The 15,461-nt window shown below is 40.7% G+C and carries 14 protein-coding genes; 1 reads left to right on the top strand and 13 read right to left on the bottom strand.

Annotated features, from left to right (window positions below):
- Window positions 1-6: 6 nt before the first annotated feature.
- From dnaI to EGX73_RS13595, 5 genes are all read right to left on the bottom strand, one after another.
- The gene (gene dnaI / locus EGX73_RS13575; protein ID WP_003126498.1) at window positions 7-939 is read right to left on the bottom strand and encodes a primosomal protein DnaI; all 933 of its coding nucleotides are present in this window, start codon (window positions 937-939) and stop codon (window positions 7-9) included.
- Entirely contained in the window at window positions 939-2,300 is a 1,362-nt protein-coding gene (locus EGX73_RS13580) for a replication initiation and membrane attachment family protein (protein WP_029486784.1), read from the bottom strand. The genes dnaI and EGX73_RS13580 overlap by 1 nt, the downstream gene beginning before the upstream one ends.
- A 14-nt stretch (window positions 2,301-2,314) precedes the next feature.
- Window positions 2,315-2,815, bottom strand: a complete 501-nt coding sequence (gene nrdR / locus EGX73_RS13585; RefSeq protein ID WP_003126495.1) for a transcriptional regulator NrdR — start codon at window positions 2,813-2,815, stop codon at window positions 2,315-2,317.
- Between the two features lie 200 nt (window positions 2,816-3,015).
- A complete protein-coding gene (locus EGX73_RS13590; RefSeq protein ID WP_003126494.1) occupies window positions 3,016-3,657 on the bottom strand; it encodes an elongation factor G-binding protein in 642 nt (213 codons plus the stop codon).
- Between the two features lie 305 nt (window positions 3,658-3,962).
- The gene (locus EGX73_RS13595; RefSeq protein ID WP_003126493.1) at window positions 3,963-4,295 is read right to left on the bottom strand and encodes a CsbD family protein; all 333 of its coding nucleotides are present in this window, start codon (window positions 4,293-4,295) and stop codon (window positions 3,963-3,965) included.
- Between the two features lie 128 nt (window positions 4,296-4,423).
- Between EGX73_RS13595 and EGX73_RS13600 the strand changes: the two genes are divergently transcribed.
- Window positions 4,424-5,221, top strand: coding sequence for an ABC transporter ATP-binding protein (locus EGX73_RS13600; RefSeq protein ID WP_003126492.1), 798 nt, complete (start codon window positions 4,424-4,426; stop codon window positions 5,219-5,221).
- 140 nt (window positions 5,222-5,361) lie between these two features.
- Here EGX73_RS13600 and coaE read toward each other — a convergent pair whose 3' ends face one another.
- The 8 genes from coaE to EGX73_RS13640 all read right to left on the bottom strand — a co-directional run bounded on the left by coaE (window position 5,362) and on the right by EGX73_RS13640 (window position 15,085).
- A complete protein-coding gene (gene coaE / locus EGX73_RS13605) occupies window positions 5,362-5,955 on the bottom strand; it encodes a dephospho-CoA kinase (RefSeq protein WP_029486781.1) in 594 nt (197 codons plus the stop codon).
- Window positions 5,952-6,794 carry a DNA-formamidopyrimidine glycosylase gene (mutM, locus tag EGX73_RS13610; protein WP_003126490.1) on the bottom strand — a complete coding sequence of 281 codons (843 nt, stop codon included), beginning with the start codon at window positions 6,792-6,794 and terminating at the stop codon, window positions 5,952-5,954. Before mutM ends, coaE begins: the two co-directional genes overlap by 4 nt.
- A 15-nt stretch (window positions 6,795-6,809) precedes the next feature.
- A complete protein-coding gene (polA, locus tag EGX73_RS13615) occupies window positions 6,810-9,455 on the bottom strand; it encodes a DNA polymerase I (RefSeq protein WP_005471398.1) in 2,646 nt (881 codons plus the stop codon).
- A 126-nt stretch (window positions 9,456-9,581) separates the two neighbouring features.
- Window positions 9,582-10,274 carry a Bax inhibitor-1/YccA family protein gene (locus tag EGX73_RS13620; RefSeq protein ID WP_003126488.1) on the bottom strand — a complete coding sequence of 231 codons (693 nt, stop codon included), beginning with the start codon at window positions 10,272-10,274 and terminating at the stop codon, window positions 9,582-9,584.
- Window positions 10,255-10,722 carry a MaoC/PaaZ C-terminal domain-containing protein gene (locus EGX73_RS13625; protein ID WP_003126486.1) on the bottom strand — a complete coding sequence of 156 codons (468 nt, stop codon included), beginning with the start codon at window positions 10,720-10,722 and terminating at the stop codon, window positions 10,255-10,257. The genes EGX73_RS13620 and EGX73_RS13625 overlap by 20 nt, the downstream gene beginning before the upstream one ends.
- Window positions 10,723-10,991: 269 nt before the next feature.
- Window positions 10,992-12,326: a UDP-N-acetylmuramate--L-alanine ligase gene (murC, locus tag EGX73_RS13630; protein ID WP_003126484.1), complete on the bottom strand. Its 1,335-nt coding sequence runs from the start codon at window positions 12,324-12,326 to the stop codon at window positions 10,992-10,994.
- Window positions 12,327-12,464: 138 nt separating this feature from the next.
- Window positions 12,465-12,905: a SprT family protein gene (locus EGX73_RS13635; RefSeq protein ID WP_123867007.1), complete on the bottom strand. Its 441-nt coding sequence runs from the start codon at window positions 12,903-12,905 to the stop codon at window positions 12,465-12,467.
- The gene (locus EGX73_RS13640) at window positions 12,902-15,085 is read right to left on the bottom strand and encodes a Tex family protein (protein WP_029486779.1); all 2,184 of its coding nucleotides are present in this window, start codon (window positions 15,083-15,085) and stop codon (window positions 12,902-12,904) included. The genes EGX73_RS13635 and EGX73_RS13640 overlap by 4 nt, the downstream gene beginning before the upstream one ends.
- Window positions 15,086-15,461 lie beyond the last annotated feature (376 nt).

Here is a 15,461-nt window from a genome sequence, read left to right on the forward strand (position 1 = left end):
TCTCTTCTATATTTCCGAATTCCGGCGATTTTTGCCAGTCATTTGGATCTCTTTTGTCAAGTAACGAATTCGTTCCATGATCCGCTTGGCTTTCAATGGCTCTGATTCTCCACGTTGAGTAACGGATAGATGCTTCTCTAACTCTTGCATGGAAAAGTTGGAGGAAAAAAACGTTGGCAGTTGTTCTTGCATCCGATATTGCAGAATGACACCAAAGACTTCATCACGGATCCAGCTGCTCATGGCATCTGCACCAATATCATCCATCATTAGGATGGGGGCTTTTTTAACTGCATTGAGTTTGTCGCCAACCAAGTCTTTGCCGATTGCTTGTTTCATTTCGACAGCAAATGTCGGGAAGTGAACAAGGGTCGTCGTATAACCTGCTTCCGCAAGGTCCCGGGCAATTGCCCCTAGTAAATAAGTTTTGCCGATCCCAAAACTACCCACCAGATATAATCCTTTGTGAAAAGCCCTTGGATCGTTTTTTAGGTTTTCAATAAACTCGACTGCAGCCATCAAAGCTTCGCCCCGGCCGGGAGTACTTTCATACTGAGCAAAATTGGCCTCTTGAATATCTTTCGGCATATCCATTGCTTTGATGCGACTACGGATCTCTTCTTGTCGTTGATGCGCTAAAAGCTCTTGCGTGGGCACATAAGTGACATCGATAAAATGAAAGTTCAACGCTAGTCGTGGCTCATATCCAGGTGCAATCATCGTAGGGTCATTCAAACGAAACTTTCGTTTTTCTTGAACAAATTCATAGAGTTTCGCATAACTTTTTTGGATATCTGCATCTGTCAGTTCCTCCCGATGTTCTGAAATGAATTCTTTGACATCCGGATCTTTCAATACGTCCCCCATCATTTCTGAGAAACGATCGCGATAGTTTCGTTTGTCTAAAATTTTTGATAGATTCTTCCCAACATCTTCCATTAATTGTCACCTGCTTTCTTTTGCAAGTAGGCTTGCAGTTTTTTGTCGATCTCTGCCTGACGTTCTGGGGATAATGTCGTTTCTTCAACTGGTTTTTCGGCCCAGCTTGGCAGTTTTTCTTCACGAATGATCTTTTTAGACGGGCTTTGCGGCCGTGTGCGTTTTTCTTTTGCTTCTTTAACTAAGTCCCGTACATGCTTGATCGCTTCTTCCGCGGTTTTTACTTGCAATTCAGACCATTGTGCCGCAATGTTATTGACATAACTTGCTGGCAAAGCCGCATTGTTCTGTACCACTAACACATAATGAATAAGAACATTGATCACACTATTGGATAATGGCGAGCGTTCCACTAAGCTTTTTAGCAGCCATTGTTCGGAGTCTGTGACAAAGCTCTTTTTTTCAGCTTTGATTGCTTTCAAGAATGCCATCGGCGCATTATTCTCACTTTCGCGGATCAATGCTAGATCGTTATCACTATACCCATTTTGTTTTAATGTATTAAATCGTCGGATCTCTTCATCTGAAGTGGGATCCACTTTATTTTCAGTTTTGGTAAAACGCGTCCGTGCTTTTTGTAAAATCAATTGTTCTAATGCCTTCTGATCGATTTTCCCAGTAGTTAAAGAAACCGAATCTGTCATCAGATCCAACAGCTCCATCACATCATAGCCGTATAATGAATGATATAGGAGTAGTTTTTGCCGAAAATCTTTATCGAAATTGTCTGCACGGATGTAGCGACGTTGAGCTTCATAAAGAAGAAAATCCCAATCTAGTTGTTGTTCATCTAACACCAGTCTGCTTTGAGTGTCTTGGAATTTGCCATTGACTTCCTGTAATTCCTCTTCATTGGCTGCAAATTGTTGTGTATCCAAGCGATAAGCATCCATAAAAGAAGCCGTAACTTCTTGATAGCCTTCTGCTTGCCATTTTGCTGGTTGGAACAACGAAACAAGTTGTCGAAACTTTCGCTCTCCAACATGGTTAAGCAATAAGAAACTATAGAGTTCATCTTGAAAGAAATCGCTCGCATGAACTGGCTCTTGCAGGTGATACAAAAATGTGATTCCCAACTCGTCATCTTCTTTTTCAAACGTTTTGAGTAAGCCGATTCCTTCTAACTTATTTCGTGCTTGAATAAAACGCTGTAACCCTACATTCATCGCATTCAAAATATCTAGATGAATAAACTCACTTTCTTGCGGATCCTGCTGATCCGCAGTCAGTGTCAGATAGAGTGCTAAGGCATCACTTTCGATGATTGGCTGATAAAGATGAATCAGCGCATCCTTCCCTTCAGTTGTTAGTGGACGACTTTTGAAGACACGATACAATTGATTTGGTAATATGTTGCCCACCATTCAGGGACCTCCTATTCCTCTTGATTGTCTGCTGTTTCTTGCGGATCACTTGGTTCTTTTGCCTTTTCAACGATATCCTGCAATTCTTTTAAGAAGACTGACATATCTTTGAATTGGCGGTAGACACTAGCAAACCGAATGTAAGCAATCTCATCTAAGTCGACTAGATCTTCCATGACATATTCGCCAATCATCGTTGTCGAAACTTCATTTTCACCTAGTGCTCGCACACGATTCTCCACATGATCAACAATTTTTTCCATTTGTTCCATTGTAACGGGTCTTTTTTCAGCAGAGCGTATCAACCCTCTTAATATCTTTTCACGATTAAATTCTTCACGAGCGCCATTTTTCTTAATAACTAATAATGGTGCTTCTTCAATTCGTTCAAATGTGGTAAATCGATAACCACAGTTTTCACATTCGCGGCGGCGGCGAATCACGCGACCATCGTCGGCTTGGCGGCTATCAATCACTCGAGAATTGTTATGATGACATTTTGGACATTGCATAGTTCCACCCCGTTCTCTCTTCCGTGTCTCGAATGATAGCGAGACAGCGATGATTTATATGCTTAATTATAACATGAAATTCTTCTATCTAATAGGTAAAGTCTTTCAAGCGAAAGAAATATTACAAATTTAAATAATGTGACGGTTGTTTTTTTAGCCACAAAAGAAAAACGACAGAATCAATTCTGTCGTTCTCCTCCTTATCTCATTTGTAACAGTGACACAAACTCATCCAGAGTTTCCCGTTGTTCCATTTGTTGGTTGCATTGCTCACTGTCGCGACAAATGTAATTTCCTCGTTTGGTGTATGTTCCATCGCCACCACTTTTTGTCAACGATAAAAACATGGAGACAGTAGACTCATGTTGACATAAAGGACAGATTCCTTTTTTTACTTCTGTAGATAAATGACCATAGATTCCTTGGTAGCCTTTTTGAGTATTTACGATCATAAATTTACTTTGACTGCCGATGTCATCCCAAGCCAAATACGTATAATCACGAAGGTCTGTTTGGGAAAAATCAGGTACTTTTAATTTTTTTACTTTACGAAACAGTTTCTCTGTTTGTTTGACTGAAGGCACTTGAAAAGGTCGGACATTCTTTTTTAGTGCTTCAAGAATGGTCAAGCTCTTTGACATCGTCAAAGATGAATCAAAAAATTGACGAATCAGAGACTGTGCTTCTTTGTCCTCCTCAGAAAAAAATGGTTGAATGGCTTCTTCAGTTAACATTTCAACTGTGCGAATCGTATGGCGATCATTAACAGACTGATAAGTCCGAACTAATTGTTGGACTTGATGTTTGATGAAATGAAATTGATAGGGTTCAATGGTAATCATAATAGATATCGATCCTCTCTTTAATGAAAAAACAAAAGATATTACTGATAAATTCCTCTGATCACAGTCAAGGACAATGCAGAATTCAGCATTTGTTGACCACCTCCTGGACTTCCCTTTTTTGTGGAAAGTCATTGGCTATTATAGTTTTTCCTTCAGGGGTTGTCAATCATTGTCCGCAGACAGCATTCTTTTCTTGTCAAAGTGGAATTATTGATACCTTTTAAAACAGGATTTTCTTCTTTTTTATCTATTTATATTGATTGACGAATATGGTTTATCATAAAAAAAACTCCAGATCCTGTCTAGAGTTTTTCTTCGATTCCTGTATAATGTTTCAAATGATCAGCATCCCGTCGTTCGGTTGAAGAGATCTTTGCAGCATCTGTGTCTTCATTTTCGTTTAGCAATCGGTCCCGACCAAGTGTTTCTAATGTTTTATCACCTGGTTGAGCATCTAATTCATCATGCCGATCCTCAATTTCGTCTACCTGTTGTTGACGGTGATCTTTTTTGGCTTTTGCTTCATTTGCCTGTTCTTTTCCTTCTTGTTCCATTTTTTCATTATTGATCCATTCACCAATTTTTTCTTTTGCAGAACCAACAATTACATCTTTTTCGTCTTTCAATGATCCCATGATGATTCCTCCTTTTTTATTAGCATAGCAAGAATTTCTTCGATTGACAAAAGATACGTATGCGCTTCATTTAAAGATATGGTATACTGAATCAAATTTTCAGAATACTCTTTGACAAGGAGCAGTTTATGGACATCTTAAATTTTGAAGACATCCAGTTGGTTCGCAAGCAAACTGTTTTGTTGCAAGACATCAACTGGCAAATTGCTAAAAATCAGCATTGGGCACTTTTAGGATTAAATGGTGCTGGCAAAACACTTTTATTACAACTGATCATTGGGATGATCTGGCCGACTTCTGGCAAACGGCAAGTCCTAGGTCAAGTCTACGGAAAAACATCTGTGCCAGACCTTCAGCGCAGAATTGGTTGGATAAGTGCGACCTTGCAAGAGAAGATTCCTGCTCAGGAGCTCTCAGAAATGGTCGTTCTATCGGGAAAATATGCTAGTATCGGTATATATGAAGACTACCAAATGAAAGACTTGAACCAAGCTATTGCCATTCTTTGTTCAACTGGCGGCAGTCAACTGATTGGCCAGCCATTTCATCAGTTATCTCAAGGGGAACGTCAATTAGTCTTAATCAGCCGCGCTTTGATGGCAAATCCCGAATTGTTGATTTTAGATGAACCTTGTAATGGATTGGATCTTTTTGCTCGAGAAGAATTGCTAAGTCGAATTGGCGAGATGGCGCACAAGGAATCACCTACGTTGATTTATGTGACCCACCATACAGAAGAGATTTTACCGATTTTTGACCATATCATGATGCTGAAAAATGGTAAAATCCACGCTTCTGGCAAGCGCCAGCAAATTTTTAACGAAAAAACGTTATCTGCTTTTTATGGGAAACCTGTTTTTTTCCATGAAGTCACTTCCGATCGCCTGGCAGTTTTACCAAAAAGCAACTCACTAAACAAAAAATGAAACAAAAAAAGAGACAGCGACAACCAAAGCCTCTTTCCAGATATCCTTTCTAACTTCAGTTTCCAGCAAACGACAAAATAATGCGTCAACTGTTAGCTTTTCAGAAATAAAGGGGGCTCCTTTGTGCCGGTGTCTCTGTCTTAATTCTTTCTTTTAGCAAGCCATTCTTGTACTTGCGTCTTAACTTCTTCAATGGTTCCTTGATTGTCAAAGAGGATATCTGCCCGTTTGCGCTTCTCTTCTATTGGCATCTGACTATTGATACGTTGTTGGGCTTCGATGCTGGTTAAATGGTCTCGCTTCATCAGTCGCTGCAACTGGATCGATTCCGGAAGATAGACGACCGCTACTTGATCTAGCAGGGATTCATAACCAGTTTCGTATAACAAAGGAATATCTACGATCACAAGATCAGCTTTTGCTTTCATGACTTCAATCTGTCGTAGGATTTCTTTACGGATAAAGGGTCCTAATGAGCGGTTCAGCAATTCCCGTTTATTGTCATCCGCAAAAATGATTTTTCCTAATTTTTTCCGAGCTAGTGTCCCATCGGGATTGATGACCTCTGGCCCAAAAACAGTTTTGATTTTTTCAAGCCCTGGCATCCCTGGCTCCACCACTTCGCGAGCAACGATATCAGCATCGATGATTGGGATACCAGCTTCTTCAAAGCACTTGACAACGGTACTCTTGCCAGTAGCAATCCCGCCCGTTACACCTACAACCAAGCTCATCTTTCTGTCCCCGCGTGTAATTGCTGACAGAATGGACAATAGTGGGTCCCTCGTTGTGCAACTTTTGTTTTTACGATCGGGGTACCACAGCGGACACAAGGATTGCCGGTTTGACCATAAACGTGTAGAGAGACTTGGAAATGCCCCGCTTCGCCTAACGCATTCAAATAGGTCCGAATCGTTGTGCCTCCTGCCTCCACTGCTCGGGCTAAGACATCAATGATCGCCCGATGCAACAAGTTAATTTCGGCTTCATTCAGTGTCGCTGCCGATTGCTCGGGATGAATCTTTGCTTCCCATAAAGCCTCATCCACATAGATATTGCCTAAACCTGTCACAAGCTTTTGATCTAAAAGCAGCGGCTTGATGGCTTTTTTTGATTTCTTTAGGTCACGAGTAAAGTCTGTCAACAGAAACAGTTCCGGCAATGGTTCCGGCCCCAACTGCATGATTCCTTTATACGTACTGCTCTGGTCTTTTTCAACTAAAGTCATACGTCCAAATTTTCGCACGTCCCGATAATGCAATTCACTGCCATCAGTGAATTGAAAAATCACATGGGTGTGTTTGTCCGGCACCCCTTCTTTTTCAAAAAATTCATACTTGCCTTCCATGCGTAAATGGGAAATCAGATCATAATCGGTCAATTTGAAAATCAAGAATTTGCCTCGACGATCAAAAGCTTGAAATTGTTGTCCTTTTAGCATCGCTGCAAAAATCGGTACTTCTGGAGATTCAATGATCCGGGGCCAACGAATCTCCATTTCTTTGATCGTTTTATTTAAAATCAGTTTCTCTAGTCCTCTGCGAACTGTTTCCACTTCTGGTAATTCCGGCACAACATTTCACCTCATTTATTTTGCTTCATACCACGTTTTGCCCCAGTTACTATCTGTCAACAATGGCACATGCAGTGAGACAGCATTTTCCATGACTTCTTTGACAAGAGCATCTAAGCGTTCTAATTCATCTTCTGGTACTTCGAAGACAAGTTCATCGTGGACTTGTAAAAGCATCGTTGCTTGTAATTTTTCTTCCTTTAGACGACGATCCAAATCGATCATGGCAATTTTCAAAATATCTGCAGCACTGCCTTGGATCGGTGTATTGATTGCTGTACGTTCCGCGAATGTCCGCAAATTAAAATTGCGGGAATTGATATCTGGTAAATAGCGGCGACGATGATACAATGTTTCCACATAGCCTTTGTCTTTCGCTTCACGGACAACTTCTTCCATATAAGTTTTGACCCCTGGATATTTTTCAAAGTAGGTATCAATATATTGCTGCGCCGCTTTGCGAGTGATCCCAAGATTTTGGGAGAGACCATAATCAGAGATACCATAAACGATCCCAAAGTTGACCGCTTTTGCTTGACGTCGCATGTTTGGTGTAACTTCTTCTGGAGTGGAGATCCCAAAGACTCGCATAGCGGTACTTGAATGAATATCTTGTCCTTCTACAAAGGCCGCTTTTAAATGCTCATCATTCGAGATATGGGCTAAAACCCGCAGCTCGATCTGAGAATAATCCGAAGAATAAATGACCCAATCTTTGGCTCTTGGAACAAAGGCTTCTCGAATTTTCCGCCCTTCTTCTAATCGGATTGGGATATTCTGCAGATTTGGATCAACGGAACTCAAACGTCCAGTTTGTGTTAAAGTCTGCACGTAACGGGTATGGACTTTGCCATCTCCTTGAATCACTTTAAGCAGTCCTTCCACATAGGTGGATTGGATTTTGGCAATTTGACGATAGATCAAAATGTCTTCGACGATCGGTGCCTGTTCCTTCAACTGTTCCAAAACATCCACTGCCGTTGAATAGCCAGTCTTAGTTTTCTTGATCACTGGCAGCCCCATTTTTTCAAATAAAATCACGCCTAATTGTTTTGGCGAATTTAAATTGAACTCTTCGCCAGCTTCTTGATAAATCTTTTGTTCGATTTCATGCAAACGTTCTGCAAATTCGCCCTTCATCTGATGCAAACGAGAAGCGTCCACGCGAATCCCAGTGATTTCCATCTCTGCTAAAATTTTTGATAATGGCAATTCCATATCAGTAAAGAGTGCAGTCTGATTTTTCTCTGCTAGCTCTTTCGCCAAACGGACAGAAAGGTAGTTGATCGCCGCAACTTTTCGAGCTAAATGAGCGAAAAAGACTTCTTCATCTGCCGGTAGTCCTCGTTTCACACCTTTGCCATAGATAGCTTCGTCCGATTGAATCGCATCAAATCCATAATGCTTAGCAACACCAGCAATATCATTATTTGAATCATTGGTATCTAGCAAGTAAGCAGCTAATAATGTATCAAAAACAATCCCTTGTGGTGCAGCCGCATAACGATTCAGCGCCACATACGTTCGTTTTGCATCATAGACTTTCTTCTGTGAAGAGGCATTTTTTAGCCAAGCAATAAAATACTCATTTTCAAAGAGATCATCTTGATTGGTCACATAAATTTTTTGCTGATTCCCCCAAGCGACACCAACGATATCTTCTAAATGATAGTTATCGCCCAGCATCTCGATATAAAGAGCCATATCCTCAGTAAACATTTCCGGAGTGACCTCTGTTACAACGTCAAAAAGAATATCTTCCATTTCTTCCGGTTCAGTCACCACATTTAATTTTTCCAAGAAAGAATTGAAGTTCATTTCTTGATAGAATGGAATCAATTTATCCAGATCTTTTCCTTCGTACTTCAATGAATCAATGGCCACATCCACTGGCGCATCCACATCGATCGTTGCCAATTTTTTTGACAAAAAGGCTGTCTCTTTATCATTGAGCAAGTTTTCTTTCATCTTGCTTGGCTTCATCTCATCGATATGCTCGTAGATTCCTTCAACTGAACCATATTCTTTCAAAAGTTTGATGGCCGTCTTTTCACCGATTTTTGTGACACCGGGAATATTGTCAGAGGCATCTCCAGCTAATCCTTTCATATCAATGATCTGTAATGGCGCTAAACCATCATATTTTTCTGCAACGTGATCTGGCGTATAACTTTCGATCTCGCTGACACCCTTTACTGTGATATCAACCTTCACATGGTCGGTAGCCAATTGGGTCAAATCGCGATCTCCAGATAATACCACAACATCAAATTGCTCTTTGTCAACTTTTTGTGCCAATGTGCCGATAATATCATCCGCTTCATAATTGTCCAGTTCATAATACTGAACACCTAAAGCGGTGATCAATTCGCGAATATAGGGCATTTGTTCCTTGAATTCTCCAGGCGTTTTTGAACGGCCGCCTTTATATTCCTCATACATCGCAGTCCGAAAAGTTGTTTTGCCCGCGTCGAAAGCCACCAGGACATGAGTTGGCTGTTCTTTTGCCATTACATTTTCAAACATGGTGTGAAAAGCGTAAATCGCATTGGTATGCAAACCATTGTTGTTTTTAAAACGTTCCAATGAATTGTGCAGTGCAAAAAAAGCCCGAAATGCGACACTATTTCCGTCAACTAGCAATAATTTATTTTTTGTCATTTGAATAACTCCTCACCTCAAAAGTTCTCTCTTATTCTATCAAAGAAATCCATGAAAAGCGATGGATTGCCTTTGTTCGATTAAGCCAATTGCAAAAAAAAATGCGAGTTTCCTCGCATTTCCTCATTAGTTGTTTTTACCAAAGATTCGCAAAATCGCTAAGAACAAGTTGATAAAGTCAAGATACAACTGTAATGCCATGAAGACAGCCATTCCAGTATTTGCTTGGCCATTCGTTGCTTGGTATAGATTACGGATCTGTTGGTTGTCATAGGCAGTGATTCCCATAAAGACAAATACTGTCACGATCGACAAGAAAAAGTCAACTGGACCACTATGCAAAATAAACACATTCAGCAATGTCGAAATGATGATCCCGATCAATATGCCGTAGCCGATTCGTCCCACAACACTTAAATCACGTTTTGTCATGATACCAAATGCTGACATTACGCCGAAAGTGATCGCTGCGGAAACAAATGCACCTGCGATCGATCCGAAGTCATAATACATTAATGTAACTGACAGCGTCACCCCATTTAAAAGGGAGTAAACCAGATATCCTGCTATGGTCAGCGAAGGATTCTTTTGCGCTTTTGCGCCTAATACCAAGACCAAAATAATTTGAAGGATCCATAACCCTGTAAAGCCTAGTGGAAAATTACGGATAAAATTCATTGTTTGTTCTGCAAATACTTGTCCGAAAAAGTAGGCAGACACTGCGCTAATTCCTAGTCCTACAGCAAAAAATAGATAGACTTTGGAATAAAAACGATTGAGCCCTTGGGCATTAACTACTTCATTGTTCATTTTCTTCACCTTCCTCTACGATTTTTGGAGGTTGGACCATCACTACTGCATCCAACACACGATCTTCTTGCGTATTGACAGCTTCAACAGAGATCGTCACTACGTCTTTCATCTTATCGACTTTGATCACTTCGAAATCGAAGGTCAACGTCTCATAATGAAAAACAGGTTCAATAAAGTTCACCGAAAAATTCACCACATGAGAACCTGGTCCTGGCAAATGTTTAGAAATCGCACTTGTAATAATCCCCATCAACATTACCGAAGGCACGATTGGCCGTTGGTATTCTGTTTTTTGGGTATAGTCATGCTGAATATAAAGCGGATTGGCATCATTTGTCAAACCGAGATACAACAAAAGCTGACTGTCTTCGATCGATTCTGTTAAAGATAACGAATCGCCTTCCTCGATTTCATCAATTTTCTTACCTAATTTTCGCGGTTTACCAATGTTCAAATTTATTTCCTCCAAAATAAATAATTTTACTCTGATTTCATTTTATCAGATGCAGATAAAAGTGCAAGTTCGTGGTGCGATGTCCCAAAAAAGCAAAAACGGGGCGCTGACTTTTGTCAAATCGATGCGAGCAATAGCAACGAAGGCTAAATAGTAAGTCTCACTGGTTGATTTTGTATCATAGTTCTGTTGACAGCCAGTGCAAATGAGATACCATTTGTTTCGTTGATCTGCTCGGGTGATTTGATTTGGTCATCGCTCCGTATTTTTTATAACACGTTTCGAGTCGTATTACTCAACAACTTTTCATAGGCTGATTCAAACTTTTGTACGTCCCCGGCACCCATGAAAATGATCACAGCATCTTGATGATCCAATAATGGTGACACATTCTCTTCTTTGATCACTTGTCCACCCTTTTGAATCTTGTTCCCAAGATCTTCAATTTTCACATCGCCGCGAGATTCCCGAGCCGAGCCAAAGATATCGCATAGATAAACGCTATCGGCTAGATCCAATGCCTCTGCGAATTCGTCCATCAATGCAATCGTTCGGGTAAAGGTATGGGGTTGGAAAACAGCGATAATTTCTTTTTCAGGGTATTTTTGGCGTGCGCCGTCAATTGTTGCTCTGATTTCTGCCGGATGATGAGCATAATCATCAACGATTGTCATATCAGCGACTTTCTTCTCACTGAAACGACGTTTAACACCAGGAAATGACAACATTTCTTCCGCAACTTCTGTCATATCCAGCCCTTCTTTATAGGCTACTGCAATGACCCCTAAAGCGTTGTTGATATTATGTTGGCCAAATGCCGGTAACACGAAATGACCGATGTTTTCGTTATGGATATAGACATCGAACTCAGAACCTGTCGTTGTACGCTGAATGTTTTTTGCTTGTACATCATCATCATCATTCACACCATAATAATAGATCGGTACATCTGCTTCTAATTTTCTTAAATAGGCATCGTCACCAAACGCAAAGATTCCTTTTTTGACTTGCTTGGCCATCGATTGAAAAGCTGAGAAAACATCGTCGATCGATTGATAATAATCAGGGTGATCAAAATCGATATTCGTCATGATCGCATAATCTGGAGAATACGCTAAAAAGTGACGACGATATTCACAGGCTTCAAATGAGAAGAACTCTGCGTTAGGGTCTCCATGACCTGTTCCATCGCCAATCAGAAAACTAGTTGGACGAACACCGCTCAACACATGGGACAATAGACCTGTCGTACTGGTTTTACCATGAGAACCAGTGACTGCAATACTTGTGTAAGGTTGAATGAATTTACCAATAAAATCATGGTAACGCGTAATTTCTAACCCTAATTCCTTCGCACGAAGGATTTCTTCGTGGGTATCCGGAAAGGCATTTCCTTGGATAATCACCATTTCTGGCTGAATATTCTCTTTATCGAAAGGCAGTAATGTGATTCCGGCTTTTTCCAGATCACGCTGTGTAAAGAAGTACTCTTCCACATCTGAACCTTGTACATGATAGCCCTTTTCATGCAGAACCAAAGCCAATGAACTCATGCCGGAACCTTTGATTCCAACAAAATGATATACTTTGTCTTGATTTTCCATTTTTTAAAATCCTCTTTTCTCAAGTTCACATTACAATAAACGCATGTTTATTAACATTTAGATTTGTTGCACGTCCTACATTATCATACAAAATGAAAAAAATAGCAACGAGTTTTGTTTTTGGGCTTGACTTTTTGCTCAAATCGCTATTTCTTTCAAGCGTCCGCGACACTTTCCACAGCCATAACGTTTAGTGTTCAGCCTTCTCGTTCGCTTGATCACAGCTCCACATTGTTGACACTGGTACTGATACTTCGCATTTTTCATCATCCTTTGAGCATAACGAAGTCCACCAGTAGCTGCCAAAAGAGCTTTGAATTCTGGATCTCGGTGTCGGTAGCCTTTGCCAGCTAAATGCAGATGATAGTGACACAACTCATGCTTGATGATTTGAATGAATGTATCTACACCAAATTCAGCTAATAAATGCGGATTGAAATCTAAATGATGATCGCTTAAGTGATAACGTCCACCGGTGGTCTTTAGCCGCCCATTGAAATACGCCTCATGTTGAAATGGTTTGCCAAACGATTCTAGAGAAACTTTTTCAACGAGCTGCTGCAATTCTTTGGTGGTCATTTTCCGTGTGTTGGATCAACCATTGTCAGGCTGATTCGGCCTTTCGTGGTATCGACTTGTTCAATCCAGACAGTAACGATATCTCCGACAGCGACAACGTCTTTCGGATGCTTGACAAAATTTCGGCTTAATTTTGATAAATGAACCAAACCATCTTGTTTGACACCAATATCAACAAACGCACCAAAGTCAATCACATTCCGGACAGTTCCCATCAATTCCATTCCTGGTTTAAGGTCTTCCATGCTCAGGACATCTTTACGCAATAATGGTGCCGGCATCTCATCTCGCATATCTCTTCCAGGTTGCATCAGTGATTTCAAGATATCTGTGATCGTTTCTTTTCCGATCGCTAGTTGTTTAGAAAGATCAGCAACATTTAACTGTGCGAGTCGTTCTTTGGCTTCTGCTGATTGGGCTCCTAGTTGAGTTAGTTTAACTCCAGCAACTTCTAAAATTTCTTTGGCTGCAGTATAACTTTCCGGATGGATTCCAGTGTTGTCTAAAATATTCTTCCCACCAGGGATCCGCAAAAATCCAATCGCTTGTTCATAAGCTTTAGGTCCTAAACGAGGCACCTTTTTTAATTGGCTTCTTTGCGTGAAGCTACCGTTTTCTTCTCTGTAAGCAACAATATTTTGTGCAGTCGTTTTATTCAATCCTGAGACATGCTGCAGCAGTTGAGGACTAGCAGTATTGACATCGACCCCTACTTGGTTGACGGCAGTTTCGACCACAAAATCAAGTTGGTCACTCAATCGTTTTTGTGAAACATCGTGCTGGTATTGACCAACCCCTACAGATTGAGGATCGATTTTGACCAGTTCAGCTAAAGGATCTTGGAGTCGGCGCCCGATACTAATGGCGCTGCGTTCTTCCACTTGCAGATCCGGAAATTCTTGACGGGCGATTGGGCTGGCGGAATACACGGATGCACCCGCTTCATTCACAATCACATAAAATACTTCATGATCGATTTGTTTCAATTGTTCGGCAACGAATTGTTCTGATTCACGACTTGCCGTCCCATTCCCAATAGCGATCATTTGGACACCGTATCGATTGATCAAACGTTGCAGTGCTGGACCAGCTGCTTGGCGTTTATTCATCGGTGCCGGTTTATGAGGGTAAATAACTTCGATGGCTAATACTTTCCCAGTTTCATCAATCACAGCTAATTTACAACCTGTTCGGTAAGCCGGGTCAAACCCTAAGACGATTTTTCCTTTTAAAGGTGGCTGCAGCAAAAGATTTCGCAAGTTTTCACCGAAGATGGCAATTGCTTGTTCATCTGCTTTCTCTGTTAATTCATTGCGGATTTCCCGCTCAATCGATGGTGCAATGAATCGTTTATAAGCATCAAGATAAGCCTCACGAACAAATGGAGTTGCTGGTGAATTGGCGTGCTTAATGAGTTGCCGTTCAAAATAATCAGTGATTTTTGACTCATCGACGACTAAGGCAACCTTTAAAACATCTTCTTTTTCACCGCGATTCGTTGCCAAAATACGATGAGAAACCATTTTATTGATGGGGTGCTGAAAATCGTAATACATTTCATAAACACCTTTCTCATCCTTTTCAGCATCGCGAAGTGTACTCGTGTAACTTCCCTTATTTGCAAAATAACTTCTGATCCAAGAACGATAGATCGGCTCATCTCCAATGGTTTCAGCAATGATCTCGTGGGCACCTTGTAACGCAGATTCAGGGTCAGGGATGGCTTCATTGGTAAATTCTGCCGCTTTTGCATAGACATCTCCTGTTGTTGGAAATGCCGCTATCCAGTCAGCTAACGGCTGCAAGCCATTTTCTTTTGCAATAGTTGCTTTCGTACGCCGTTTTTGTTTGTAAGGACGATAAAGATCTTCGACCTGCTGCATTTTTGTTGCTTGCTGAATCGATTGCGCCAATTCACTAGTCAATTTTCCTTGTTCGTCGATCAACCGAGCAACTTCTTGCTTGCGTTTTTCCAAATTCTCCAGATATTGATAGCGCTCTTCAATTTCACGAATTTGTACCTCATCTAAACCGCTAGTCATTTCTTTGCGGTAGCGAGCGATAAACGGAACGGTGTTTCCTTCATGGAGCAGTTCCAGTACTTTCGTGATTTGTCGTTGATTGTAAGATGTGGTTTCCTGCATTAGTAAGTGCAACACATCATGATTTAATTCTGCCATATTCGTTCACCTTTCAATTTAACTGCTCTAAGTTTAACATAAAAAGTTTAACATAAAAAAGACACCTCAGAAAAGAGACGTAAGTAACAGGCTAAAAACAGAACATACAGAACATGAGGTGCGAAATTAAAGCTCAAGGTATAAACCAGCAAAAAACACTTCCGCTGAATCATCAGCAGGAAGTGTCATCTACATTCAAAATCTTTCTTCAACGTCCTCGAAAGCCTTAGTTATTACCAAGCATGGATGTTTCCTTTTTACTATGCGGATCCATCTTAACTAATCTGTTTGGAAATAGTTTGTATACCCTATCTTTTTCCAAGGACCTTTAGACCCAATAGTCATAATGACACATAGATTCCTCTATGATTAGAAA

The sequence above is a fragment of the Enterococcus sp. FDAARGOS_553 genome (assembly GCF_003812305.1).
GTDB lineage: Bacteria > Bacillota > Bacilli > Lactobacillales > Enterococcaceae > Enterococcus_D > Enterococcus_D gallinarum.

Coding starts and splice junctions, on each gene's coding strand:
- EGX73_RS13590 (WP_003126494.1), bottom strand. CDS start 3,657: ATGATTACCATTGAACCCTATCAATTTCATTTCATCAAACATCAAGTC.
- polA (WP_005471398.1), bottom strand. CDS start 9,455: ATGACAAAAAATAAATTATTGCTAGTTGACGGAAATAGTGTCGCATTT.
- coaE (WP_029486781.1), bottom strand. CDS start 5,955: ATGAGCTTGGTTGTAGGTGTAACGGGCGGGATTGCTACTGGCAAGAGT.
- EGX73_RS13635 (WP_123867007.1), bottom strand. CDS start 12,905: ATGACCACCAAAGAATTGCAGCAGCTCGTTGAAAAAGTTTCTCTAGAA.
- EGX73_RS13595 (WP_003126493.1), bottom strand. CDS start 4,295: ATGGGATCATTGAAAGACGAAAAAGATGTAATTGTTGGTTCTGCAAAA.
- nrdR (WP_003126495.1), bottom strand. CDS start 2,815: ATGCAATGTCCAAAATGTCATCATAACAATTCTCGAGTGATTGATAGC.
- EGX73_RS13600 (WP_003126492.1), top strand. CDS start 4,424: ATGGACATCTTAAATTTTGAAGACATCCAGTTGGTTCGCAAGCAAACT.
- EGX73_RS13640 (WP_029486779.1), bottom strand. CDS start 15,085: ATGGCAGAATTAAATCATGATGTGTTGCACTTACTAATGCAGGAAACC.
- dnaI (WP_003126498.1), bottom strand. CDS start 939: ATGGAAGATGTTGGGAAGAATCTATCAAAAATTTTAGACAAACGAAAC.
- murC (WP_003126484.1), bottom strand. CDS start 12,326: ATGGAAAATCAAGACAAAGTATATCATTTTGTTGGAATCAAAGGTTCC.